18 protein-coding genes are annotated in these 23,538 nt (G+C 74.9%); 8 read left to right on the top strand and 10 right to left on the bottom strand.

All coding sequences use genetic code 11. The annotated features are described in order from the left end of the window. Positions 1 to 69: 69 nt before the first annotated feature. Together ABZY33_RS12360 and ABZY33_RS12355 are read right to left on the bottom strand one after the other, a co-directional pair. Positions 70 to 729, bottom strand: a complete 660-nt coding sequence (locus tag ABZY33_RS12360; RefSeq protein WP_356491463.1) for a hypothetical protein — start codon at positions 727 to 729, stop codon at positions 70 to 72. Between the two features lie 107 nt (positions 730 to 836). After that, complete coding sequence (locus ABZY33_RS12355; RefSeq protein ID WP_356491462.1) at positions 837 to 1,325, bottom strand: GNAT family N-acetyltransferase; 489 nt, start codon at positions 1,323 to 1,325, stop codon at positions 837 to 839. 329 nt (positions 1,326 to 1,654) lie between these two features. Here ABZY33_RS12355 and ABZY33_RS12350 point away from each other — a divergent pair, with 329 nt between their 5' ends. Continuing rightward, positions 1,655 to 3,628: an ATP-binding domain-containing protein gene (locus ABZY33_RS12350; protein WP_356491488.1), complete on the top strand. Its 1,974-nt coding sequence runs from the start codon at positions 1,655 to 1,657 to the stop codon at positions 3,626 to 3,628. Between the two features lie 225 nt (positions 3,629 to 3,853). On the opposite strand, the gene ABZY33_RS12345 is transcribed toward ABZY33_RS12350, so the two are convergent. Beyond that, positions 3,854 to 4,561 carry a copper homeostasis protein CutC gene (locus ABZY33_RS12345; RefSeq protein ID WP_356491461.1) on the bottom strand — a complete coding sequence of 236 codons (708 nt, stop codon included), beginning with the start codon at positions 4,559 to 4,561 and terminating at the stop codon, positions 3,854 to 3,856. Between the two features lie 224 nt (positions 4,562 to 4,785). On the opposite strand from ABZY33_RS12345, the gene ABZY33_RS12340 reads away from it, so the two are divergent. Together ABZY33_RS12340 and ABZY33_RS12335 are read left to right on the top strand one after the other, a co-directional pair. Beyond that, positions 4,786 to 7,047 (top strand): heavy metal translocating P-type ATPase, encoded by a 2,262-nt coding sequence (locus ABZY33_RS12340; RefSeq protein ID WP_356491460.1) that lies wholly within the window; start codon positions 4,786 to 4,788, stop codon positions 7,045 to 7,047. Between the two features lie 148 nt (positions 7,048 to 7,195). Next, entirely contained in the window at positions 7,196 to 8,248 is a 1,053-nt protein-coding gene (locus tag ABZY33_RS12335) for a glycosyltransferase 87 family protein (RefSeq protein ID WP_356491487.1), read from the top strand. Here ABZY33_RS12335 and ABZY33_RS12330 read toward each other — a convergent pair. Further along, positions 8,200 to 9,843: a DNA repair helicase XPB gene (locus ABZY33_RS12330; RefSeq protein WP_356491459.1), complete on the bottom strand. Its 1,644-nt coding sequence runs from the start codon at positions 9,841 to 9,843 to the stop codon at positions 8,200 to 8,202. The two genes, ABZY33_RS12335 and ABZY33_RS12330, sit on opposite strands and share 49 nt — an antisense overlap. A 116-nt stretch (positions 9,844 to 9,959) precedes the next feature. Further along, positions 9,960 to 12,413 (bottom strand): helicase-associated domain-containing protein, encoded by a 2,454-nt coding sequence (locus tag ABZY33_RS12325; RefSeq protein WP_356491458.1) that lies wholly within the window; start codon positions 12,411 to 12,413, stop codon positions 9,960 to 9,962. A gap of 239 nt (positions 12,414 to 12,652) precedes the next feature. On the opposite strand from ABZY33_RS12325, the gene ABZY33_RS12320 reads away from it, so the two are divergent. Together ABZY33_RS12320 and ABZY33_RS12315 are read left to right on the top strand one after the other, a co-directional pair. Next, positions 12,653 to 13,681, top strand: a complete 1,029-nt coding sequence (locus ABZY33_RS12320; RefSeq protein WP_356491457.1) for a hypothetical protein — start codon at positions 12,653 to 12,655, stop codon at positions 13,679 to 13,681. 38 nt (positions 13,682 to 13,719) lie between these two features. Next, entirely contained in the window at positions 13,720 to 14,358 is a 639-nt protein-coding gene (locus tag ABZY33_RS12315; protein ID WP_356491456.1) for a haloacid dehalogenase-like hydrolase, read from the top strand. A gap of 14 nt (positions 14,359 to 14,372) precedes the next feature. Here the strand turns inward: ABZY33_RS12315 and ABZY33_RS12310 are convergent, their stop codons facing one another. Continuing rightward, a complete protein-coding gene (locus ABZY33_RS12310; RefSeq protein WP_356491455.1) occupies positions 14,373 to 14,630 on the bottom strand; it encodes a hypothetical protein in 258 nt (85 codons plus the stop codon). A gap of 165 nt (positions 14,631 to 14,795) precedes the next feature. Between ABZY33_RS12310 and ABZY33_RS12305 the strand changes: the two genes are divergently transcribed. Beyond that, positions 14,796 to 15,179, top strand: coding sequence for a cold-shock protein (locus tag ABZY33_RS12305; protein ID WP_356491454.1), 384 nt, complete (start codon positions 14,796 to 14,798; stop codon positions 15,177 to 15,179). 10 nt (positions 15,180 to 15,189) lie between these two features. Here ABZY33_RS12305 and ABZY33_RS12300 read toward each other — a convergent pair whose 3' ends face one another. The 4 genes from ABZY33_RS12300 to ABZY33_RS12285 form a co-directional block, all read right to left on the bottom strand. Continuing rightward, entirely contained in the window at positions 15,190 to 16,071 is an 882-nt protein-coding gene (locus ABZY33_RS12300; protein WP_356491453.1) for a 1,4-dihydroxy-6-naphthoate synthase, read from the bottom strand. Next, positions 16,068 to 16,763 (bottom strand): futalosine hydrolase, encoded by a 696-nt coding sequence (locus ABZY33_RS12295; RefSeq protein WP_356491452.1) that lies wholly within the window; start codon positions 16,761 to 16,763, stop codon positions 16,068 to 16,070. Before ABZY33_RS12295 ends, ABZY33_RS12300 begins: the two co-directional genes overlap by 4 nt. Continuing rightward, positions 16,733 to 17,209 (bottom strand): DUF2771 domain-containing protein, encoded by a 477-nt coding sequence (locus ABZY33_RS12290; RefSeq protein ID WP_356491451.1) that lies wholly within the window; start codon positions 17,207 to 17,209, stop codon positions 16,733 to 16,735. The genes ABZY33_RS12295 and ABZY33_RS12290 overlap by 31 nt, the downstream gene beginning before the upstream one ends. A gap of 193 nt (positions 17,210 to 17,402) precedes the next feature. Then, complete coding sequence (locus ABZY33_RS12285; RefSeq protein ID WP_356491450.1) at positions 17,403 to 18,788, bottom strand: MFS transporter; 1,386 nt, start codon at positions 18,786 to 18,788, stop codon at positions 17,403 to 17,405. 302 nt (positions 18,789 to 19,090) lie between these two features. On the opposite strand from ABZY33_RS12285, the gene ABZY33_RS12280 reads away from it, so the two are divergent. Next, a complete protein-coding gene (locus tag ABZY33_RS12280; protein ID WP_356491449.1) occupies positions 19,091 to 20,017 on the top strand; it encodes a DUF3027 domain-containing protein in 927 nt (308 codons plus the stop codon). A 406-nt stretch (positions 20,018 to 20,423) separates the two neighbouring features. Further along, positions 20,424 to 23,525 (top strand): molecular chaperone Hsp90, encoded by a 3,102-nt coding sequence (locus ABZY33_RS12275; RefSeq protein ID WP_356491486.1) that lies wholly within the window; start codon positions 20,424 to 20,426, stop codon positions 23,523 to 23,525. Positions 23,526 to 23,538: the final 13 nt, after the last annotated feature.

Genomic DNA, 23,538 nt, shown 5'->3' with positions numbered 1-23,538 from the left:
GTGGGTGGGGGAGCATTCCCGGGGCGGCGGTATGCCGGGTTTGTGCGTGGTGGGGGGCTGGGCGGAACGTCAGCGGGGCGTGCTCAGGAGGTCGAGCTCCGTCGCCAGGTTCTCCCGGGCCGGGGGCTCCCAGTGCGCGGCGCCGTACGGGGTGCGGAAGAGACGGGGCAGCTCCAGGAGTTGGCGCAGGACCGCGGAGCGGCCCGCGCGGAACGCCTCGTCGGGCACGAACGCGTACTCCTCGCGGACCGCCTTCGTGTACGCCGCGTACGCCTCCGGGGGCGAGGCCAGGATCGCCAGGTCGGCGTCGCACAGGGTCTCGCCGTTCGGGTCGCCGTCGGCCGGGTCGTGCGTGGCGGTGAGGCGGACCAGGCGGGCGACCTCGGCGACGCGGGCCTGGGGGAGGCCGGCTTCCGTCAGGGCGCGTTCGGCCAGGGCGGCGGAGCGTTCCTCGTTCTCGGAGCGGTCCGGGCGGTAGACGGCGTCGTGGAACCAGGCGGCCAGCCGGACGAGGTCGGTGTCGGTGGCGTGGGCGGCCAGGGTGTCGATGCGGTCCAGGACCGTGGTGAGGTGGGTCGTGGTGTGGTAGCGGCGCTGGGGCTCCGACCAGCGTTCCAGGAGGTTGTCGGCGTAGGGGTACGGGTCGATGTGCGGGGTGTCCGTCGTCGCCCGCAGGGCTCGGGCCCAGTCTTCGCGGAGTTCTCTGGGGGGCTGGGGGTCGGGCGTCATGGCGTCGACCCTAGCCCGGGGCTCCGCCGGTTCGGGGGGTCGGTCTGCCCCGGGTCCTTGTTGCGCCGTTCCCCGCGCCCCTTACAGGGCCGGGTCCTCGGGAGTCTTCAGGGGAGGTCCTTGCCCATCAGTGTGCATATTGTTTCGTGGCGGCGTAGTGAGCCGTCTGGGGCTTGTTCGTCCCATGCGTCCGGGTGGCGGTCGAACGCTACGTAGCCGAGCCGTTCGTAGAGCGCTCTGGCCCGGGGGTTGTTCTCCTCCACGCCCAGCTCGGCTCGGCGCAGGCCGCGCTTCCTGATGCGCCGCTCCGCGGCCTCCACGAGGAACGTGCCGATCCCGCACGACTGCAACGCGGGATGGACCGCGAGCTGCCACAGGGTGCCGACGCCGTCCTTGACCCGGTAGTCGATCCCGCCCTTCGCCACGGGGATGTCCGTCGGGGGGCACACCACGAGATAGTCGACCTCTCCCCGCCGGGCGCGTTCCAACTGCTGCGCCACCACGGCCACGTGGTGCTCCGAACCCGACCACCCGATCGACGCGAGGTCACCCCGCACCAGATCGCGCGCCGACAGCCTCAACTCCGCACTGGTCATTTCACCGCCTCCGGGCGGCCAGCATCCCTGCCGGTCCTGCGGGACGCAACGCCGTTTCCCTGCCGGAAAGAAACCCGTTGGCCGGGGCCGGGACCCGTCCCGTACACTTCCGCGTTCCCCGTCGCTCCGCCGGCCCCGCGCCGAGGCGGACCGCACGCCGCCGACCGGTCGGAACCGGCCGGACCCCATCGTGCACGCGTAGGTCTACGCGTAACTGGAGCCGGAGGCAGAACCCCGTGAGCCCGTCAGCGCCCTTGCCGTCCTCGTCGTCCTCGCCGCTCGACCGCGAACGCGCGCACCTCGACTCGTCCCGCGCCGCCCTGCGCGCCATGCGCGAGGACGCCGAGGCGCTGGACATCCGCGACGTCACCGCGAACTGGGTCAACGCCGAGGTGCTCCAGCGCCAGGTCGACGAGCGGATCAAGGCGCTCGCCGACCTGAGCCACACCCCGCTCTTCTTCGGCCGCCTCGACTACCTGCACGCGCCGGGCGTCGAGCTGGCCGAGGGCGCCGAGGGGGAGTCGTTCTACATCGGCCGCCGCCACGTGCACGACGCCGAGGGCGACCCGATGGTCATCGACTGGCGCGCCCCGGTCTCGCAGCCGTTCTACCGCGCCTCCAAGAAGGACCCGCTGGACGTCGCGCTGCGCCGCCGGTTCGGGTACACCGGCGGCGAGCTGACCGCGTACGAGGACGAGCACCTCTCCGACCCCGCCGAGACCGAGCGGACCAGCAAGCTGCTCCAGCGGGAGATCGAGCGGCCGCGCGTCGGCCCGATGCGCGACATCGTCGCCACCATCCAGCCCGAGCAGGACGAGATCGTGCGCAGCGGGCTCGCCGGATCGGTGTGCGTGCAGGGCGGCCCCGGCACCGGCAAGACCGCGGTGGGCCTCCACCGCGTCGCCTACCTGCTCTACGCGCACCGCGAACGGCTCGCCCGCACCGGCACCCTGGTCATCGGACCGAACTCCTCCTTCCTGCACTACATCGAGCAAGTGCTGCCCGCGCTGGGCGAGTTGGAGGTCAGGCAGGCGACCGTCGACGACCTGGTGGCGCACGTCGAGGTGCGGGGGACGGACAGCGCCGCCACCGCTCTCGTCAAGGGGGACGCCCGGATGGCCGAGGTGATCCGGCGGGCGCTGCGCTCGCACATCGCGGCACCGCAGGAGGGCGTCGTGGTGGTGCGCGGGTCTCGCCGCTGGCGCGTGCCGTCGTACGAACTGGCGGACATCGTCCAGGAGTTGCGGGAGCGCGACATGCGCTACGGGGCCGCGCGCGACGCCCTGCCGCAGCGCATCGCGCACGCCGTGCTGGTGCAGATGGAGCGGGCCGGCGAGGCCCCGGACGACCGGGTACAGGACGCCGTCGCGCGCAACGCCGCGGTGAAGGCCGTCGTCAAGGCGGTGTGGCCGGCGGTGGATCCGGCCAAGCTGGTGCTGCGGCTGCTGTCGGAGGCGGAGTTCCTCGCCGCGCACGCGGACGGGCTGCTCGACGCGGACGAGCAGAAGGCGGTGCTGTGGGAGAAGCCCGCGCGCAGCACGAAGAGCGCCAGGTGGTCCGCCGCGGACGCCGTCCTCATCGACGAGGCGAGCGATCTGGTCGCGCGCACGCACTCGCTCGGGCACGTCGTCCTCGACGAGGCGCAGGATCTGTCGCCGATGCAGTACCGGGCGGTGGGGCGGCGTGCGACGACCGGTTCCGTGACGGTCCTCGGGGACCTCGCGCAGGGCACCACGCCGTGGGCGACACGGAGTTGGAGCGAGGCGCTGGCCCATCTCGGCAAGCCGGACGCGGTGGTGGAGGAGCTGACGGCCGGGTTCCGCGTGCCGACCGACGTCATCACGTACGCGTCCCGGCTGCTGCCGTTCATCGCGCCCGGGCTCGCGCCGGTGGAGTCCGTGCGGGAGAACCCGGGGGCGTTCGAGGTGCGGGCGGTTTCGGATGTCGCGGAGGTCGTCGCCGCGTGTGTGCGGGCGCTGGAGAACGAGGGGTCGGTCGGGCTCATCGCGGCGGATGCGCGGTGCAGGGGGCTGGGGGCGGCGTTGGAGGCGGCGGGGCTGGCGTTTCTCGCGCCGGGTGAGGAGACGTCGGCCGAGGCGCGGCTGACGCTGGTGCCCGCGTCGCTGGCCAAGGGGCTCGAGTACGACTACGTGGTCCTGGACGAGCCGGCCGCGGTGGTGTCCGGGGAGCCGGATGAGCGGACGGGGTTGCGGCGCCTGTACGTGGCCCTGACCCGGGCGGTCTCCGGCCTCACGGTCACCCATACGGGCCCCTTGCCCGCGCAGCTGTCGCTCTCCGCGTAACCCGGCCGGGGGCGCGGGGAACTGCGCGGCCAGCCACGACGGTGCGGCGCCCGGCGATGGCGGCCAGCCACGATGGTGCCGTGTCCGGCGACGGCGCTCAGCCCCGGGGCTCCGCCCCGGCCCCCGCTCCTCAATCGCCGGAGGGGCTTGGATTTTCGGGGGCGCGGGGAACTGCGCGATCAGCCACGACGGTGCCGTGTCCGGCGATGATCCCTGGCCGGCCCCCTACGCCGCGGCCGCGTCCAGCGCCTCGCGCCACACCCGCACCGCATCCGCACAGACCGGCCCCTCCCAGCCCCCGGGCCGGGACGCCCCGCCGATGTGGAACGCCGAGATCCCGGCCGCCCGCAACCTCGGCACATGCTCAAGACGGAGCCCGCCCCCCACCAGGAGCTGCTGCTCGTACCCGGGCTCCGCGGAGCGCCCCGCCTCCGCGGCCAGGACGTCGAGCCCGGCGTCGACCCCCTCCGGGGACCCCGCCGTGAGGTACGTGTCGAGCCCGGGCAGATCCGCCAGCTGCTTGCGCAACGCATCCCGGTCCGCGGCCCGGTCGATGGCCCGGTGGAACGTCCACCGGCACCCGTCCAGCTCCGCCACGATCCGTTCGACGGCGACGAGATCGGGCGCCCCGTGCGCGTCCAGGAACCCGAGCACGAACTCGTCCGCCCCCGCCACCCGCAGCGCCCGCGCCGCGGCGACCAGCTCCGCGGTGCCGTCGGGGCCGCCCGAGGAGAAGCCGTCGGCGAGGCGCAGCATCACCCGCAGCCGGATGCCGACGGCGGCGCGGATCGCCGCGAACGTCTCCACCGAGGGCGTCAGCCCGTCCGCGGCCATGTCCGTGACCAGCTCCAGACGGTCCGCACCCCCGGCCTGGGCGGCGACCGCGTCCCGGGCGTCGAGGGCGATCACCTCCAGGACTGCACGCTTGCTCATGAGGACGAGGCTCCCGTCGCGATCGACCCGCCCGAAGCACCGACGACAGGTCTAGTCCAATGTCCCGCTCACCCTACGCCGCGGGCACGGGGAACGCAGCCGTCCTGACCTCCCCGGCGTGCCCGGACTCCGGGAGCTTCTTGCCTCAGGTACCCCCAGGGGGTATATATGGATCTACTATCGGGGTACCCGCCCCGGGTATCGATCCGTCCTCAGGAGGCACCATGCCGGCGCAGACCGTCGCCCCACCCGCACAGGTGGAACTCGCCATCGGCGGCATGACGTGCGCGTCGTGCGCCGCCCGGATCGAGAAGAAGCTGAACCGCATGGACGGCGTCGAGGCGACCGTCAACTACGCGACCGAGAAAGCGAAGGTCAGCTACGCCGACGGAGTCCAGGTCGCGGACCTGGTCGCCACCGTGGAGGCCACCGGCTACACGGCGGCGCCGCCCGCGCCCCCGGCGCCCCGGGAGACCGCGGCCACGGCGGACGCCGAGGCCGACGAGCTGCTGCCGTTGCGGCAGCGGCTGACCACCGCCGTCGTGCTGGCCGTCCCGGTGATCGCCATGGCGATGGTGCCGGCCCTGCAGTTCACGTACTGGCAGTGGCTCTCGCTCACCCTGGCCGCGCCCGTCGTCACGTACGCGGCCTGGCCCTTCCACAAGGCGGCCGTCACCAACGCGCGGCACGGCGCCGCGACCATGGACACGCTCATCTCGATCGGCACGTCGGCGGCGTTCCTCTGGTCGCTGTGGGCCCTCTTCTTCGGCATGGCCGGCGAACCCGGCATGACCCACCCCTTCGAACTGACCATCACGCGCAGCGACGGCGCCGGGAACATCTACCTGGAGGCCGCCGCGGGCGTCACCGCCTTCATCCTCGCGGGCCGCTACTTCGAGGCGCGCTCGAAGCGGAAGGCCGGGTCCGCGCTCCGGGCGCTGATGGAGCTGGGGGCCAAGGACGTGACCGTCGTGCGGGCGGACGGCCGCGAGGAGACCGTGCCGGTCGGGGAGCTGGCGGTGGGGGACCGGTTCCTGGTCCGCCCCGGAGAGAAGATCGCCACCGACGGCACTGTCGTCGAGGGTTCGTCCGCGGTGGACGCCGCCCTGCTCACCGGCGAGTCCGTACCGGTCGAGGCCGCGGCCGGCACCGCGGTCACCGGGGCCACGCTGAACGTCGGCGGCCGGCTCGTCGTCGAGGCCACCCGCGTCGGCGCCGACACCCAGCTCGCCCGGATGGCCCGCCTGGTGGAGGACGCGCAGAACGGCAAGGCCGCCGCCCAGCGCCTCGCGGACCGGATCTCCGCCGTCTTCGTGCCGGTCGTCCTCGTGCTCGCCCTCGCCACGCTCGTCTTCTGGCTGGCCACCGGCGCGGGTCCGACCGCCGCGTTCACCGCCGCCGTCGCCGTCCTGATCATCGCCTGCCCGTGCGCTCTGGGCCTCGCCACGCCGACCGCGCTCATGGTCGGCACCGGGCGGGGCGCGCAGCTCGGCATCCTGATCAAGGGACCCGAGGTGCTGGAGAGCACCCGCAAGGTCGACACGATCGTCCTCGACAAGACCGGCACCGTCACCACCGGCCGGATGACGCTGCTCGCCACGCACGTCGCCGAGGGCACCACGGAGGAGGACGTCCTGCGGCTGGCCGGCGCGCTGGAGCACGCCTCCGAACACCCGGTCGCGCGGGCCGTGGCGGCGGGGGCGGCGGCGCGGGTGGGGGCCCTGCCCGGCGTCGCGGAGTTCGCGAACAGCGCGGGACTCGGGGTCCAGGGGGTCGTCGAGGGGCACGCCGTCCTGGTGGGCCGGGAGCAGTTGCTCGCCGAGTGGGAGATCCGGCTGCCGGACGGGCTGGCCCGCGCCAAGGCCGCCGCGGAGGCGGGCGGGCGTACGGCGGTCGCCGTGGCCTGGGACGGGAAGGCCCGCGGTGTCCTGGAGGTCGCCGACGCGGTCAAGGAGACCAGTGCGGAGGCCGTCCGGCGGTTGCGGGGGCTCGGGCTGCGGCCGGTGCTGCTGACCGGGGACCACGAGGCGGTGGCCCGGGCGGTCGCCGCGGAGGTCGGGATCGGGCCCGAGGATGTCATCGCCGGGGTGCTCCCCGAGGAGAAGGTCGGTGTCGTCGAGCGGCTCCAGAAGGAGGGGCGGTCGGTGGCGATGGTCGGTGACGGGGTCAACGACGCGGGGGCGCTGGCGCGGGCCGATCTGGGGCTTGCGATGGGGACGGGGGCCGATGCGGCCATCGAGGCCGGGGACCTGACACTGGTCCGGGGGGATCTGCGGGTCGCTGTCGACGCGGTTCGGCTGGCGCGGCGGACGCTCGGGACGATCCGGGTGAATCTGTTCTGGGCGTTCGGGTACAACGTGGCGGCGTTGCCGCTGGCCGCGGCGGGGTTCTTGAGTCCGATGATCGCGGGCGCGGCGATGGCCTTCTCCTCGGTCTTCGTAGTAGCCAACAGCCTCCGCCTACGAGGTTTCCGCCCCACTTCATGAGCTGCCCCGGGCCGCAGCCGACGGGTGACCCCGCAACCGCATAAGGTGCCTCAGCGTGAGAACCCGTATGCGAAGAGTCACCGGCCCGCTGGCCCTGGTCGCCTCCATCACCGCCCTGCTCACCTTGTGCACCACCCACCCCACCCCGATGGCCGACATCCTGGTCTACCGAGCAGAGGGCACCGCCGCCGCAACGGGCGGCCAGGACCTGTACGGGTTCACGGTCACCGCATGGCACCTGCCCGCCACCTACCCCCCGTTCGCCGCCCTCCTCTTCGTCCCCACCGCCTGGCCCCCACTCCCCGTACTCAAGGCCGTCTTCCTCCTCGGCAACATCGCCCTCACCGGCGCCCTGGTCCACCACGCGTGCCGCCTCGCGGGGCTGCGGCCGGGCCGGGCCGCGCTCTGCCTGCTCACCAGCGGAGCGCTCTGGCTCGAACCCGTCTTCCAGACCGTCCTGTTCGGGCAGATCAACCTCGCCCTGGCCGTCCTGGTCCTCTGGGACCTGAACCGGCCCGACGGCGCCCGCGGCAAGGGCCTCGCGCTCGGCGTCGCGGCGGGGATCAAACTGACCCCGGCCCTCTTCATCGGCCACCTCCTCCTGACCGGCCGGCGCCGGGAAGCGGCGTACGCGGCGGCCGGGGCGGCCGCCACCGTGGCGCTCGGGGCGGCCGTACTGCCGTACGCCAGCGTCGAGTTCTGGACCCGGCGGCTCTACGAGACCGGCCGCGTCGGCAAGGCGTGGATCGTCGACAACCAGTCGTTGCAGGGGCTGATCGCCCGCGCCCTGCACACCGCGGAGCCGGGCGCGCTGTGGGCCGTCCCCGCCGTCCTCACCGCGCTGGCCGGGCTCTACGCCGCCGCGCGCGCCCGGACCCGGGCGCGGGGCGTCACCCTCACGGCGTTCACCGCGCTGCTCGTCTCCCCCATCAGCTGGACCCACCACTGGGTCTGGTGCGTGCCGCTGCTCGCCCTCCTGTGGGCGGACGGACGGCGCCGTACGACCTTCGCAGTGGCGGCGCTGTTCACCGCCCGCACCATGTGGCTGCTGCCCCATCAGGGCGACACCGACCTGCACTTCACCTGGTGGCAGCAGCTCCTGGCGGGCCCGTACCCGCTGCTCGGCCTCGGGCTCGTCCTCGTCGCGCTCGGTCAGCCCTCGGCGAGCAGCTCGTCCGCGTCGACGATCCGGTACGCGTAACCCTGCTCGGCCAGGAAGCGCTGGCGGTGCGCCGCGAAGTCCTGGTCGATGGTGTCGCGGGCGACCACCGAGTAGAACCGGGCCTCATGGCCGTCGGCCTTCGGACGCAGCACCCGGCCGAGGCGCTGGGCCTCCTCCTGGCGCGAGCCGAACGTGCCCGACACCTGGATGGCGACCGTCGCCTCCGGGAGGTCGATGGAGAAGTTCGCGACCTTGGAGACGACCAGCACCGAGATCTCGCCCTGGCGGAACGACTCGAAGAGCTTCTCGCGCACCGCGTTCGTCGTCTCGCCCTTGATGACCGGGGCGTCCAGGTGCTCGCCCAGCTCGTCGAGCTGGTCGATGTACTGGCCGATGACCAGGGTCTGCTCACCGGCGTGCTTGCGCACCAGCGCCTCGGTGACCTTCCGTTTCGTCGCCGTCGTCGCGCAGAACCGGTACTTCTCCTCGGCCTCGGCGGTCGCGTACGCGAGCCGCTCGGCGTCGGTGAGGTTGACCCGGACCTCGACGCAGTCCGCCGGGGCGATGTACCCCTGCGCCTCGATCTCCTTCCACGGCGCGTCGAACCGCTTCGGCCCGATGAGCGAGAACACGTCCGACTCGCGCCCGTCCTCACGCACCAGCGTCGCGGTCAGGCCGAGACGGCGGCGCGCCTGGAGGTCGGCGGTGAACTTGAAGACCGGCGCGGGCAGCAGGTGCACCTCGTCGTAGACCACCAGACCCCAGTCACGGGAGTCGAACAGCTCCAGGTGCGGATAGACGCCCTTCCGCCGCGTCGTCAGCACCTGGTACGTGGCGATGGTGACCGGGCGGATCTCCTTGCGCGTACCGCTGTACTCGCCGATCTCGTCCTCGGTCAGCGAGGTGCGCTTGACCAGCTCGTGCTTCCACTGGCGGGCCGAGACGGTGTTCGTGACGAGGATCAGCGTGGTCGCCTTCGCCTGCGCCATCGCCCCGGCGCCGACCAGCGTCTTGCCCGCGCCGCAGGGCAGCACCACGACCCCGGAGCCGCCGTGCCAGAAGCCCTCCACCGCCTGCTTCTGGTACGGGCGCAGCGCCCAGCCGTCCTCCGCCAGCTCGATCGGGTGCGCCTCGCCGTCCACGTACCCGGCGAGGTCCTCGGCCGGCCAGCCCAGCTTCAGCAGCGTCTGCTTGATCTGGCCGCGCTCGGAGGGGTGCACGGCCACCGAGTCCGCGTCGATCCGGACGCCGACCAGCGGCTGCACCCGCTTGGAGCGCAGGATCTCCTCCAGGACGGGCCGGTCCGTCGTCGTCAGGACCAGGCCGTGCGCCGGATGCTTGGAGAGCGTCAGGCGCCCGTAGCGGTCCATCGTCTCCGCGATGTCGACCAGCAGCGCGTGCGGCACCGGGTACCGGCTGAACTCCACGAGCGCGTCCACGACCTGCTCCGCGTCGTGCCCGGCCGCCCGCGCGTTCCACAGCCCCAGCGGCGTCAGCCGGTAGGTGTGGATGTGCTCCGGGGCCCGCTCCAGCTCGGCGAAGGGGGCGATGGCCCGGCGGCAGTCGTCGGCCCGCTCGTGGTCGATCTCCAGGAGCAGGGTCTTGTCCGACTGGACGATGAGTGGACCGTTCACGCGCGGCACCCTTTCAGCATGGGCCAGGCCTGGCTCGGTGTGGCCAAACGTCCAGTGTGCCGCATGCCGGGCGGCGCGCGGAGTGACGCAGGTCGCCTCCGGTTCCCGCCCCCGCCTCAGGTCGCGTCCGGCTCCAGCTCCGCCACGCCCGTGACCCGGTGCAGCGGATAGGTGCGGACCTCCTCCGCCGTGTGGTCGTACGCCGTCACGAAGCCGCCCTCGACCCGGACCGGGGCGATGACGCGCTGGCTGGCGGCGCCCTCCGCGTTCACGTACCCGATCCACAGGCTGTCGCCGGTCAGCACCGCGGCCTGCATCGTGGCCAGCGTCTCGGCCGCCGCCGTGCGGGGCAGCTCGGCGCCGCCCGGGTGCGCGGGCGCCGCCCTGCGCGGGGCCGTCGCCGCCCGGTCGCCCGCCCTGATCGCCCGGATCGCCGCGTCCAGCAGCGTGCCGTCCGCCGGCGCCGGACCCTCCGGAACCGGCTCGGGCGCCGCGCGCGGCGGCGTGCGGTGCGCGTGGGCGCGGGTGATCAGCACATCGCCCTCGGGGGTCTCCGCGGCGGGCGCGAACCCCATCGAGCGCAGTCCTTCCAGGAGCGTGCCCGGGTCCACCTGCGCCGCCAGGACCGTCGGGGCCAGCCGTCGCAGCCGCAGCGGCACCGCCCGCTTGTCCGCGAGGATCTCGCTCATCACGGCGTCGTCGTCGCAGCGCACGTACGCGGAGGCCGCCCCGATCCGCAGATGCCCGTGGCGCCGGGCCACGTCGTCGATCAGATACGTCAGCGGCTGCGGGACCGGCGTACGGGCGTGCCGGGCGAGGAAGGCGTGCACGTCGGAGGCGGTGCGCCCGGCGTCGAGCGCGCGCCGCACCGACCCCGGCGTGAACCGGTACACCGTCGCGCCGCCCGTCGACTCCACGTCCGCGAGCACGGCCAGCGCCTCCGCCAGCGGACGCACCAGCGGGCCCGGCGCCACCGCCGTCAGGTCCGCCTGGAGCAGCACGTGGTCGAGCGGCTCGGGCAGCAGCGGGGCGATCAGCTCCTGCGCCCGCGCCGTCGCCGCCGCCCGCACGTCCGGGGCCGCCCCCTCCTCCCCCTCGCCCTCGCCGAGCAGCGCCCGGCCGTGCGCCGACAGCGCCCCGCGGCCCGTCACCCCGAGGAACTCCGCCTCCGACAGCGTCCATTCGGCCAGCCGCGTCCGCAGCTCCCGGGCGGCGGGAGAGGGCCGCTCCCAGGTCAGCCGGTCCACGACCGACTCCGGCTCGGGCGCCGTGCCCTCGGGCAGCTCCGCGAGGAGCGCGAGGACCCGGCGGCGGACCTCCGGCGCCGCCGAACGGTCCAGGTGCGGACCGAGCGCCGACAGCGTGCGGTCCTTGCCGTCCCGGCCGCCCACCAGGCCCGCCGTACGCGTCGCCACCAGCCAGGCCGCCGCGAGCCGCGACCACCGCTCGGCCGGCGGCCGCTCCAGCCACGCGTCGTACGCGGGCGTCGCCGCGTACCGCTCGTCGGCCTCACCGTCCGCCGCCACCAGCCCCGCCGCGTAGGCCAGTTCGACCCAGAACGCCGCCTGCGCCTCCGTGCCGCCCAGCGCCGACGCCGTGCGCTTGAGGTCCCGCACGCTCAGACCGCCCGCGCGCAGCACCGTGGGGCCGCCCTCGTCCCAGTCCTTCAGCAGCTCCTCGACCGTGGCCAGCGCCGTGTACGCCTGCGCCGCCGCCGTCGCGTCCACCACCTGCGGGCGGTGCGCCGCCTTCTCCCGCACCGCGGGCGCCACCGGCTCCAGCTCCCGGTGGGCCCGGCCGCCGCGCAGGTGCAGCGCCGCCTCCCGGGGCAGCACGACCGTGCCCGGCGCCGTCGGCAGCAGCAGGCCCCGGTCCAGCAGCCAGCGCAAGTGCGCGGCCGGCTGCGCGGTCACCTGCCCGTAGGGCGGCCCCCACACCAGCCGGTTCAGTACGTCGATGGACTGCGGCGGCGCCTCGTCCAGCAGCGCCGACATCCGGGCCGGGTCGGTGAACAGCCCCGTCAGCGCCGCCACCGCCGACACCCCGTCGTGCGTCGACGGCAGCCCCGCCGCCGCGACGATCTCCTGGACGCGGGTCGGCGAGAGCCCCGCCGTGGCCTCGGCGACCGTGGGGCCGAGCCCCGTGGGGGAGGGGTGCTGCGGGGCCGGGGCGAGCAGTTCGCGGGCCGTGCGCACCAGGCGGAGCTGGTCATCGGCGCCCCACACCAGGGCCTGTTCCCGCAGGGTCGCCACCGCGCCCGGCAGCGCCGCCTCCGTGTCCTCACCGGGCAACAGCCCGAGCAGCGTCCCGTACGCCGCGGGCTCCGGCGCTACCGCGAGCGCCTGCGCCACCTGCTGTGTGAACCGGTCCAGGCGGTCCAGGGCCCGCACCACCGAGGCGCGGGTCCCGGCCCGGGTGGCCAGCTGCGTCAGGTCGTTCGGAACCGGGCCGAGCAGGTCCGGACGGGCGCGCAGCAGCCGGGCCAGGGAGGCGTCGTCCCTGGCACGCAGGGCCTCCGCCAGGGAGCGCGGGGCCGTGGGCGCCGCCGGGTTCTGCTCGTTGAGGCTCATCTGACCCACGGTAGCGGCCCCACCCGCCGCACCCCACGTCCCGCGCTGCGCGACGCCCTGACGGCAGCTCCAGCCCCGTCGGCCAAAATCCAGCCCCTCCGGCGATTGAGGAGCGGGGTTCCGGGGCGGAGCCCCGTGACCCGCGCCCCGACCCCCGGGCCGGCCCCACCCCCGGAGGGCAAAGTCCCCCGTCCGCGATACCGTCGACCCAACAACGGCCGCACCCCGGAGGGGACTTCGTGGGGATCGAGAGTGACCAGCTCGTCTTCGACTACCTGAGCCGGGTGGGCGACCTGGCCCAGCAGCGGCAACTGCCGTCCGCCACCCGGATGCGCCTGGTGACGGAGTTGCGCGGCCAGATCGACCGGCACCGCGCCCAGGCCACCGTCGACAGCCCCGCCGCGGTCCGCCGCATCCTCGACCGCCTCGGCACCCCGGACCGGATAGTCAGCGGAGCCCAGGGCGGCGCCGCCACCCCCGACCCGGCGGCCCCCCTCACCCGCCCGGTCCCCGAACAACGCACCCCCAAGAGCGCGGCCCGACGCCGCATCGTGCCCCGCCCCCGCCGCACCCCCGCCCCGGACCCCGTACAGGACGCGCCCTCCCCGCCGCACCTCGCGGGCACCGATGAACTCGGCACCGCCGACGGCGACACCGACTGGTGGCGGCTCGGAGCCGGGGGCGGCGGGCCGCTCGCGGAGACGGACAGCGTGCCCGGCTTCACCGGCGGCGTGGAGATCCCGGACATCCTCAAACCCCCGCGCGGCGAGGGCGCCCGGCCGGACCTGCGCAAAACCCCGGACCCGTCGGCCGCAGCCGCCGCGGCCACCGCCCCGGCCGACGGCGAGGCCGCAGCGCCGGCACCGCCCGCGGTGCGCGGCGCCCGCCGCCTGCTCCCCCGCCGCGTCCCGCGCGTCGCGCCCGCCGGGGGCTTCACCAACCCCCTGCTGCTGCTCGCCGCCGCCGCGCTCGTCGCCGGCGCCGCGCTCGGCAACATCCTCGCGCTGGTGATCGGCTGGGCCGTCGTCTACCTCTCCCGGCGGCTGACCCTCGGGCAGAAGAAACTGGCCGTCTTCGGCGTGCCCGGGCTCGCCGTGGCGGGCGGCGTCGTCTGGCTCTGGGGACGCGGCGCCGGCAAGTGGGGCGCGCCGATCCGCGACGGGCAGATGAGCGGCGCGTTCGGGGAGACCTGGCCCTGGGTGCTGCGGTGTGCCGCGGTCGGCTCCGCGCTGTACCTGGTGTGGCGCTCGCAGCGCGGCCGGGGCTGAACGCGGACCGTCTCCGTGCGGCCGGGCACAATGGGGCCATGGCCGCCCACATAGACCCCGCCGCCCCCACCGGACCCGTCGTCGGCTTCGACCTCGACATGACGCTGATCGACTCGCGGCCCGGGATCCGGGCGACCTGGGTGGCCCTGTCCGAGCGGACCGGCACCTACGTCGACGCCGACCTGGCCGTCACCCGGCTCGGCCCGCCCCTCGTCGACGAACTCGCGCAGTGGTTCGAGGCGGAGCGGGTCCCGGCGATGGCCGACCTCTACCGTGAGATGTATCCCGCCTACGCCATCGAGCCGACGCTCTGCCTGCCGGGCGTCCACGAGGCGATGGACGCCGTGCACGCCGCGGGCGGCCGCACGATGGTCGTCACCGCCAAGTACGAGCCGAACGCCAAGCTGCACCTGGCCCACCTCGGCATCGACGCGGACATCGTCGCCGGCGACCTGTGGGCCGAGGGCAAGGCGGAGGCCCTGCGCGAGCACGGCGCGAGCGTCTTCGTCGGCGACCACGTCGGCGACGTACGCGGAGCGCGCGCGGCCGGGGCGTACGCCGTCTCCCTCACCACCGGCCCGTGCGACGCCGCGGAGCTGCGGGCCGCGGGCGCCGACGTGGTCCTCGCGGACCTGACCGCGTTCCCGGCCTGGCTGCGCGGCCACCTCCAGGGCTGACCCGCCCCCGGCGGCTACGTGGAGCGGGCCGCCCGGCGCTGCGCCGAGATCCCGCGCAGCACACCGGCCGCGGCCAGCAGGAAACCGACGCCCATGAGCATGCAGACGCCGTAGGCGACGGGCGGGAAGGGGTCGGTGCCGAGGAAGAGCGGGGCCACCGTGACGAGGGTGGCGACCGCCCCCACGACGAAGACGATGCCGCCCGCTCGCACGAGGCCGTCACCGGGCCCCGCCTCGGCCGACCGGGAATTGACTTGGGTTTTGTCGCGCACCCCGTAAGGGTAGTTCCCAGCCCGACGAACCAAACCGGCGCCGTCTTGTCACCGGCCCCCGGGCCCCTAGTCTTGGTGCCGGCGGGTCGTGCCACGACCCGCTCCCTTGCTGTCCAGAGCCCCATCCACCGCGTTTTCTTTCCAGTACGAGGACGAGGACTTCACGTGCCCACCGGCAAAGTCAAGTGGTTCAACAATGAGAAGGGCTTCGGCTTTCTCTCCCGCGACGACGGCGGCGACGTCTTCGTGCACTCCTCCGTACTGCCCGACGGTGTCGACGCCCTCAAGCCCGGCCAGCGCGTCGAGTTCGGGGTCGTCGCCGGGCAGCGTGGTGACCAGGCGCTCTCCGTCACGATCCTCGACCCGACGCCGTCCGTCGCCGCGGCCCAGCGCCGCAAGCCGGACGAACTGGCCTCCATCGTCCAGGACCTGACGACGGTGCTGGAGAACATCACGCCGTTGCTGGAGCGCGGCCGCTACCCCGACAAGGCCGCCGGCGCGAAGATCGCGGGGCTGCTGCGGGCGGTCGCGGACCAGCTCGACGTCTGAGCGGGGAGGGTCAGGGGAACGCGAGCGCGTCCGGGGCGAGCGCCGGGACCAGGCCCTCGGCCGCGGCCCGCGTCAGCAGGCCGCGGATCGCCGCGTACCCGTCCTCGCCGAGGTCGGCCGTGAACTCGTTGACGTACAGGCCGATGTGCTGGTCCGCGACGGCCGGGTCCATCTCCTGGGCGTGCGCCATCACGTACGGACGGGAGACCTCGGTGTCGTCCCAGGCCATCCGGACCGAGGTACGGACGGCGTCCGCGTACGAGCGGAGCTTGTCGGCGCCCAGCTCGCGCCGGGCGATGATCGCGCCGAGCGGGATCGGCAGGCCGGTCGTGGCCTCCCAGTGCTCGCCCATGTCGGCGAGCTTGTGCAGGCCGTAGTTCTGGTACGTGAAGCGGGCCTCGTGGATGACGAGCCCCGCGTCGATCTTCCCGTCGCGGACCGCGGGCATGATCTCGTGGAACGGCATGACGACGATCTCGCCGACCCGGCCGCCGGCCACGGTGTCCGCCGCCCACAGCCGGAAGAGCAGGTAGGCGGTGGAGGTCTCGCTCGGTACGGCCACCCGCTTGCCGGAGAGGTCGACGTCCGGCTCGCGGGTGAGGACCAGCGGGCCGCAGCCCCGGCCGAGCGCGCCGCCGCACGGCAGCAGCGCGTAGTCGTCGAGGACGTAGGGCAGGACCGCGTAACTGACCTTCAGGACGTCGTAGGCGGGGTCGCGGCGCTCCGCGACCCCGTTGGTGATGTCGATGTCGGCGAAGGTCACGTCGAGCCCCGGGGCGCCGGGGACGCGGCCGTGGGCCCAGGCGTCGAAGACGAAGGTGTCGTTCGGGCAGGGCGAGAAGGCGATGCGCACCGGCTCGGTGGCGCGGGCGGGGTCCGTGGTGTCCGTCATGTGTTCTTCCAACTCTCCAGTACGGGCGCCGTCTTCCCGAACGCGTCGGTGAGCGCGGCGAGCGCGTCACCGATGCGCCAGGCGGCGCGGTCGCGGGGCCCGACGGCGTTGGAGACGGCGCGTATCTCGGCCACCGGTACGCCGTGCGCGGCGGCGGCCTCGGCGACGCCGAAGCCCTCCATCGCCTCGGCGACGGCGCCGGGGTGGCGCTGGGCGAGGAGCGCGGCGCGGTCGGCGGTGCCGGTCACCGTGGAGACGGTGAGGACGGTGCCGACGAGGGCGGCGGGGGCGGCCGCGGCGAGGTCTCGTACGAGGGACGCCGGCGGACGGTGGGTGACGGTCCCGAAACCGAGTCCGGTGACCGGGACGAACCCGTCGGGGGTCTCGGCGCCGAGGTCGGCGACGGTGATCGCGTCGGCGATCAGGACCGTGCCCGGCGGGGCGGCGAAGCCGCCGCCGATGCCGGCCGAGACGACCAGCGTGTACGGGCGGCCGGTCAGTGCGGCCCGGGTGAGGGCGGTGGCGGTGCCCGCGGCGGCGGCCGCGGGGCCGACCCCGACGGCGCTCACGTCGAGCGCCGGGTGGCCGCGCAGCGCGCGCGCCACCGCGTCCCGTTCGGCCGGGACGGCGGTGGCGACCAGTACGCGGGGCGCGGTGTCCGTCAGGAGTCCTTCTTCAGCTTGAACGACCACAGGCCGTACGCCTTGGAGTCCTGGCCCTCCAGGATCGTCACGGTGGTGGAGCCGCCGGTGGCGCCGTACTGCTGGTTGAAGAAGACGCTGCCGGGGACCGTGCGGTACGTCTTCTTGCTGGCGTCGGTGAGCGGCTGACCGTTCATCAGGATCGTCCAGCCCTTGTCCGCGATCTCCGGGTCGACGCCGAAGCGGACCGTCTCGTCGGGGTCCACCTTGATGGACTTGGCCTTCTTGTCCTTCAGGCAGCCCTCCAGGGACGAGGCGGCGAGCGCCTTGCCGTCCTTGTGGCAGGAGGCCTCGGAGTTCACCGTGTCCCGGCCCACCGTGACGGTGGCCAGCGGGGTCGGCTTGTTGCAGGCGGTCAGGACGAGCAGTCCGGCGCCGAGGGCACCGACGGCGGCCATGGTGCGCCTGTGGCGCACTCCGAAACGCTGGGAGGTCATGCCCGCAGGTTATCTGGCTCCGCCGGGGGGCCGGGGGGTGGGTCGCCCCCCGCGCGGCGTGGCGCCGGGCGCGCCCCGACGGGCCGTCGTCCGGCTGCCCGGTCGGCGGGGCTTCTCGCGCAGTTCCCCGCGCCCCTGAAGGCGCACTGTGTGCGCCCCCGTTGTCGTCTGCGACCAGCCACGGCGGCAGGGGCTAGGTCACTCGGGTCCGGGCGGGGCCTGCGTGGCGGGCGGTCGAGAGGAGGCCGCGGGCCGTGGTGGTCCAGCCCAGGGCCACGATCGCGGCCGCCACGGAAAGCCCGAGCACCCCGTTCAACGGCAGCGCGATCCCGATCGCACCCCCCACCACCCACGCCATCTGCAACAACGTCTCGGACCGGGCGAACGCGGAGGTCCGCACCGCCTCGGGCACATCCCGCTGGATCATCGCGTCGAGCGAGAGCTTCGCCAGCGCCTGGGCGAACCCGGCGACCGCCGCCAGGCACGCCGTCATGAACGCCCCGAAGAACACGGCGGAGACGACCGCCGCGCCGAGCACCACCCCCACCACCGTCACCACGATGATCTCGGGCGCCCGGGAGCGCAGCCACGCCCCGACGGCCGTCCCCAACGCGTTCCCCGCCCCGGCCGACACGCCGACCAGGCCGAGCGAGACGGCGGCGCTCTGCCCGGTCAGCGGATGCTCGCGCAACAGGAACGCCAGGAAGAAGATGAGGAACCCGGAGAGGCAGCGCAGCGCGGCGTTGGCGGCGAGGGCGTGGGTCACGGCCGTGCCCACGGTCCGCAGTCCGGGCTTGCGCTGCCGCTTCACCGGGCCGTGCAGATGCGCCTCGTCCGCCGCGAGCAGCGCCCTGCTCTCGCCCTTCGCCGAGTCGACCCCGGACGGCAGCGAGAACGACAGGAGCATCCCCGCCACGAAGAGCACGAACGCGCCGTAGAGCGGCCAGCGCGGCCCGATCATCTGCAGCCCCGCCCCGACGGGCGCCGCGACGCCGGTGGCGAGCAGCCCGCCGAGCGTGACCCGCGAATTGGCCTTGACCAGGGAGAACCGTGGTGGGAGCAGCCGGGGTACGACCGCCGAGCGGACGACCCCGTAGGCCTTGGAGGAGACGAGGACGCCGAGCGCGGCCGGGTACAGCTCGATGCCGCCACTCACCACCGCCCCCGACAGGACCAGCGCCAGCAGGGCCCGCGCCAGCATCGCGCCGGCCATCGCGGCCCGCCGCCCGTGCGGCAGCCGGTCCAGGAGCGGCCCGATGACCGGGGCCAGGAGGGTGAAGGGCGCCATGGTGATGGCGAGGTACAGGGCGACCCGACCGCGCGCCTCGTCCGTGGGCACCGAGAAGAAGACCGTCGAGGCGAGCGCCACGGTGATCATGACGTCGCCCGCGCCGTTCACCGCGTGGAGTTCGATGAGTTTTCCGAGGCCCGACTCGCCCGCGCCGTGCGCGTGTGTCGCTTTCCTGATCCCGCGGGCCGTGCCGGTGAACGGCAGGTGCAGGGCGCGCCCGACCGAGCGGACGGCCCCGCGTACCGGGCCCGAACCGCTTCGCGCGTACGCCGACCGTGCGGTTGCCACCCAGTCATAGTGCCCCCTGAACGCGCCTACTAGTGCCGTTATGTGTGCGCGGGTCGGCTTTCGCGTGGGGTGCCGTGCGTACGTCGGTGTGGGCGCCGGGCGCGGGAGGAGGTAGCGTGCGTAGCGCGCCCGCGGCGGTTGTCATCGGCCGCGCGCCTCTCGGCCATCCCGCAGAATGGATGACGTAGGTGCGCCCGGAACGTCGGGTGCGGACGTCGACGCGGCCCTCCGGTCCGCTCCGTCCGCGCCCCCGCACACAGGATGGCGCACTCGAGAGACGGCGTAGGAGAGAAGCGATACCTGTGAGCGCAGCGACAACGCGAAGCCGCACCCCTGACCGTCTGTGCGCCGAGGCGGTCGACATCGCCCGGACAGCGGCCGAGGAGGCCGCCGCGCCCGGGGTGGTCGGCGAGCACGTCGGCATGGTCGTCGAGGGCGACCGGGTCGTCACGCACCTCTTCGAGTGCAAGGAGTTCGGCTACCGCGGCTGGCGCTGGGCCGTCACCGTGGCCCGGGCCTCGCGCGCCAAGTACGTCACGCTCGACGAGACGGTGCTGCTGCCCGGGCCCGACTCCCTCCTCGCCCCCGAATGGGTGCCCTGGAGCGAGCGGCTGCGCCCCGGCGACATGGGCCCCGGCGATCTGCTGCCCACCGAGGCGGACGATCTGCGCCTGGAGCCCGGCTACACCGGCGAGGACGGCCCGCCGCCGAACTCGCTGCTCTCCGAGCAGATGGCCGAGCTGGTCGAGGCGGAGGACGCCGAGGTCACGGCCGGGCCCGTCGCCGAGCTGCCCGTGCTGCCCGCCCGCGGTTCCATCGCGGCGGTCGCGGAGGAGCTGGGCATGCGGCGGGCGCGGGTGCTCTCCCGGTACGGGCTGCACATCGCGGCCGACCGCTGGGAGGAGTCCTACGGCGCGAAGACCCCGATGGCCCAGGCCGCGCCCGCGACCTGTGTCTCCTGTGGTTTCCTCCAGCCGGTCGGGGGCTCGCTCGGACAGGCGTTCGGTGTCTGCGCCAATGAGTTCTCGCCCGCGGACGGGCGCGTCGTGTCGCTGTCTTACGGGTGTGGGGGGCACTCGGAGGCGGCGGTCATGCCGGTGGCTCCGCGGCCTGCTCCGCCGGTGATCGATGAGATGCGGGTGGATGCGATGCCGTTGCGGGCCGATGCGGGTGGGTCTGTGGAAGTGGTGGCCGATGCGGCCGGGGTGGATGATCTGGGGCACTCCTAGCGCTTCCCGTCGCCGGGGGACCGGTCCGTGGTGCGGCTGGGTGGTTCCCCGCGGCCCGGTGGGGGCTGGTCGCGCAGTTCCCCGCGCCCCTGGGTTGTGTTTTGGCTGACCCGCCGTCGTGGTTGCTCGCGCCGTTCCCCGCGCCCCCTGAGATGCGCACTGCGTGCGCCATCTCATGGGGCGCCCCTTCAGGGGCGCGGGGAACTGCGCGACGAGCCCCCACCGGCCGGTAGACGAACGACTGCCCTGTAGGGGCGCGGGGAACTGCGCGACCAGCCACGACGAGAGTCGCGGCCGGGTGGGCCGGGGCCGTGGCAGGCGCTCGGCCGCGATAGCGTGCGGGCCCACCGATGACAGCCCCCCGAAGGAGACACCCGTGAGCGTGAGCACCAGCGCCCCGGAGGGCATGGACCCCTTCGGCACCGCCCGACTGCGCCGCGGGGTGCTGGACGCCTGGACCGGCAGCGCCGCCCGGTTCCGCGAGGACGCCAACGCCGAGGAGGACCTCGCGCTCGGCGGCTACCGCGACCGCCTCGTCGTGGAGCTGGCGCAGAACGCCGCCGACGCCGCCGCCCGCGCGGGCACGCCGGGCCGCCTCGCGCTGACCCTGCGCGACGGAGTCCTCGCCGCGGCGAACACGGGCGCGCCGCTGGACGCCACCGGAGTCGAATCGCTCTCCACCCTGCGGGCCTCCGCCAAGCGGGGGGACGCGGGGACGGCCGTGGGCCGGTTCGGGGTCGGGTTCGCCGCCGTGCTCGCCGTCACCGACGAGCCGGCCGTCGTCGGGCGGACCGGCGGGGTGCGCTGGTCGCTGGGCGAGGCCCGCCACGCCGCCGCCGACGTGGCCCGGCACAGCCCGGCCCTCGGCGACGAGCTGCGCCGCCGCGACGGCCACGTACCACTGCTGCGGCTGCCGTTCGCGGCGCAGGGGCAGGCCCCGGACGGGTACGACACCGTCGTCATCCTGCCGCTGCGCGACCAGGCCGCCGAGGCGCTCGCCGCCCGGCTCCTCGCGGACGTCGACGACACGCTGCTGCTCGCCCTGCCGGGCCTCACGGAGGTCACGCTCACCACGGACGCCGGGACACGGGTGCTGCGCCGCGCCGCCGCGGACGCGTACACGGTGATCACGGACGACGCCCGGGAGCCGGCCGAGCAGCGCTGGCGCACCGTCACCCGCTCCGGCGCCCTCGACCCGGCCCTGCTGTCCGACCGGCCCGTGGAGGAGCGGCTGCGCCCCCACTGGTCCCTCACCTGGGCCGTGCCCGTCGACGCGGCGGGCGCACCGCAGCCGCCGCGCAGCGCCCCCGTGCTGCACGCGCCCACGCCGAGCGACGAGGCGCTCGGGGTGCCCGCGCTGCTGATCGGATCGTTCCCGCTGGACACCGCGCGGCGGCACGTCGCGCCGGGCCCGCTCACCGACCACCTCGTACAGCGCGCCGCCGACGCCTACGCCGAGCTGCTCGGCGACTGGCGGCCCGTCGGGCCCGGCATCCTGGACCTGGTGCCCGGCCCGCTCGGCAAGAGCGAGCTGGACGGGGCGGTGCGGGCCGCCGTCCTGGAGCGGCTGCCGCGCACCGCCTTCCTGCCGCCCGCGCTCGCCCCCGCCCCGGACGACGACGAGCGGCCGCCCGCCCTGCGGCCGCGGGACGCCGAGGTCGTGGAGGGCGCCGGGACCGACACCGTGCGCGTCCTCGCCGAGGTGCTGCCCAGCCTGCTGCCCGCCGGGCTCGAACGCCGGGCCGAGCTGCGCACGGTCGGCGTCGCCCGCCTCCCGCTGACCGAGGCGATCGACCGGCTGGCCGGCCTGGAGAAGGACCCGGGCTGGTGGCGGCGGCTCTACGACTCGCTGGCCGGCGTCGACCCCGACCGGCTCACCGGGCTGCCCGTGCCGCTGGCCGGCGGCCGGACCGTCATCGGGCCGCGCCAGGTGCTGCTGCCCGCCGGCGAGGCGTCCGCGGTGCCCGGTGACGCGCTGGCCCGGCTCGGCCTCAAGGTCGCCCACCCGGACGCCGCCCATCCGCTCCTGGAGAAGCTGGGCGCGCTGCCCGCCACGCCCCGCGCCGTCCTGCTGACACCGCAGCTGCGGGCGGCCGTCGCCGCGTCCCTGGACGACGAGCCCGCCTGGGACGACGAGGGCACGCTGAGCGTCGACGAGCTGGCCGAGGTCGTCCTGACCCTGGTGCGCGACGCCCACCTCGACGTCGGCGACGAGCCGTGGCTGGGCGCCCTCGCCCTCCCCGACGAGCACGGCGAACTCGCCCCCGCCGCCGAGCTGGCGCTCCCCGGCAGCCCCATCGCCGCCGTCCTGCGCGAGGGCGAGGTGCCCTACGTCGACGAGGAGCTGGCCGGGCGGTGGGGCGAGCAGCCGCTCGCCGCCTGCGGGGTGCTCGCCACCTTCGCGCTGGTGCGCACCACCGACGTCGTCCTGGACCCCGACGAACTCGACCCGCGCTACCCCGACAGTTCCGACTTCCCCGAACCCGACGACCCGGGGCTGCTCGACGCCGTCGACGTGTGGTGCGAGGACGTCCTGGACCGGCTGCCCGACACCCCGGTGCCGCCGGTCGCCACCGAGCTGACCGCCGTACGCGACCTGGACCTGGTCGACGAGGACCGCTGGCCGCAGGCGCTCGCCCTGCTGGCGCGGCCGCCGCTGCGCGACGCCCTCACCCAGCCCGTCCGGGTCCTGCTGCCCGACGGCACCCACGAACTCGTCCGCCCGTACACGGCGTGGTGGCTGCGCGGCCATCCGGTCCTGGACGGCCGGCGCCCGGCCGGACTGCGCGCCGAGGGCTCCGACCCGCTCCTCGTCGGGCTCTACGAGGCCGCCGACGCGAGCGGTTTCGGCGACGAGCAGGTGCTGCGCACTCTGGGCGTGCGCACCTCCGTGGCCGCGCTGCTCGACGAGCCGGGCGGCGCCGCCGAACTCCTGGACCGCCTCGCCGACCCGGACCGCCCGGTGACCGCGGCCCAGCTGCACGCCCTCTACGGCCTGCTCGCCGGGCTCGACCCGGAGAAGGTCACGCTCCCAGACGAGCTGCGCGCCGTGCGCGACGGTGAGGTGATCGTCGTGGACGCCGCGGACGCCCTGGTCGCCGACGCCCCCGACCTGCTCCCGCTCGCCACCGGGCGCCCGCTCCTCCCGGTCGCGCCGGACGGCGCCGCGCGGCTGGCCGAGCTGTTGCAGGTGAACCTGCTGAGCACGGCGGTCGATGCCGGGGTGACGGGGGAGGGGACCGAGCACCCGGTGCCCGGCGCGGTGCGCGCCCTCCTGGGGCCCGCGGCCCCGGCCTCGTACGTCGAGTACGAGGAGCTGTACGTCGCCGGGACCGAGGCCGACTGGCGGCGCACCCCCGACGGGACGGTGCACGCCGCCACCCTGGAGGGCGTCGCCGCGGGGCTGGCCTGGGCGGCGGGGCAGTGGCCGCGCCGGTTCGAGGTGGCCGCGCTGCTGGAGGACCCCTCCCGCACGGCGGAGCTGGCCCGGGACCGCTGGTTCGACTGACCGCGGCCACCGC

The sequence above is a fragment of the Streptomyces sp. NPDC006552 genome (genome assembly GCF_040611655.1).
Lineage (GTDB): Bacteria > Actinomycetota > Actinomycetes > Streptomycetales > Streptomycetaceae > Streptomyces.
The sequence above is the reverse complement of the archived record's forward strand: the minus strand, read 5'-3'. Positions and strand labels throughout refer to the sequence as shown.

Coding starts and splice junctions, on each gene's coding strand:
- ABZY33_RS12360 (WP_356491463.1), bottom strand. CDS start 729: ATGACGCCCGACCCCCAGCCCCCCAGAGAACTCCGCGAAGACTGGGCC.
- ABZY33_RS12355 (WP_356491462.1), bottom strand. CDS start 1,325: ATGACCAGTGCGGAGTTGAGGCTGTCGGCGCGCGATCTGGTGCGGGGT.
- ABZY33_RS12350 (WP_356491488.1), top strand. CDS start 1,655: ATGCGCGAGGACGCCGAGGCGCTGGACATCCGCGACGTCACCGCGAAC.
- ABZY33_RS12345 (WP_356491461.1), bottom strand. CDS start 4,561: ATGAGCAAGCGTGCAGTCCTGGAGGTGATCGCCCTCGACGCCCGGGAC.
- ABZY33_RS12340 (WP_356491460.1), top strand. CDS start 4,786: ATGCCGGCGCAGACCGTCGCCCCACCCGCACAGGTGGAACTCGCCATC.
- ABZY33_RS12335 (WP_356491487.1), top strand. CDS start 7,196: ATGGCCGACATCCTGGTCTACCGAGCAGAGGGCACCGCCGCCGCAACG.
- ABZY33_RS12325 (WP_356491458.1), bottom strand. CDS start 12,413: ATGAGCCTCAACGAGCAGAACCCGGCGGCGCCCACGGCCCCGCGCTCC.
- ABZY33_RS12315 (WP_356491456.1), top strand. CDS start 13,720: ATGGCCGCCCACATAGACCCCGCCGCCCCCACCGGACCCGTCGTCGGC.
- ABZY33_RS12300 (WP_356491453.1), bottom strand. CDS start 16,071: ATGACGGACACCACGGACCCCGCCCGCGCCACCGAGCCGGTGCGCATC.
- ABZY33_RS12290 (WP_356491451.1), bottom strand. CDS start 17,209: ATGACCTCCCAGCGTTTCGGAGTGCGCCACAGGCGCACCATGGCCGCC.
- ABZY33_RS12275 (WP_356491486.1), top strand. CDS start 20,424: ATGGACCCCTTCGGCACCGCCCGACTGCGCCGCGGGGTGCTGGACGCC.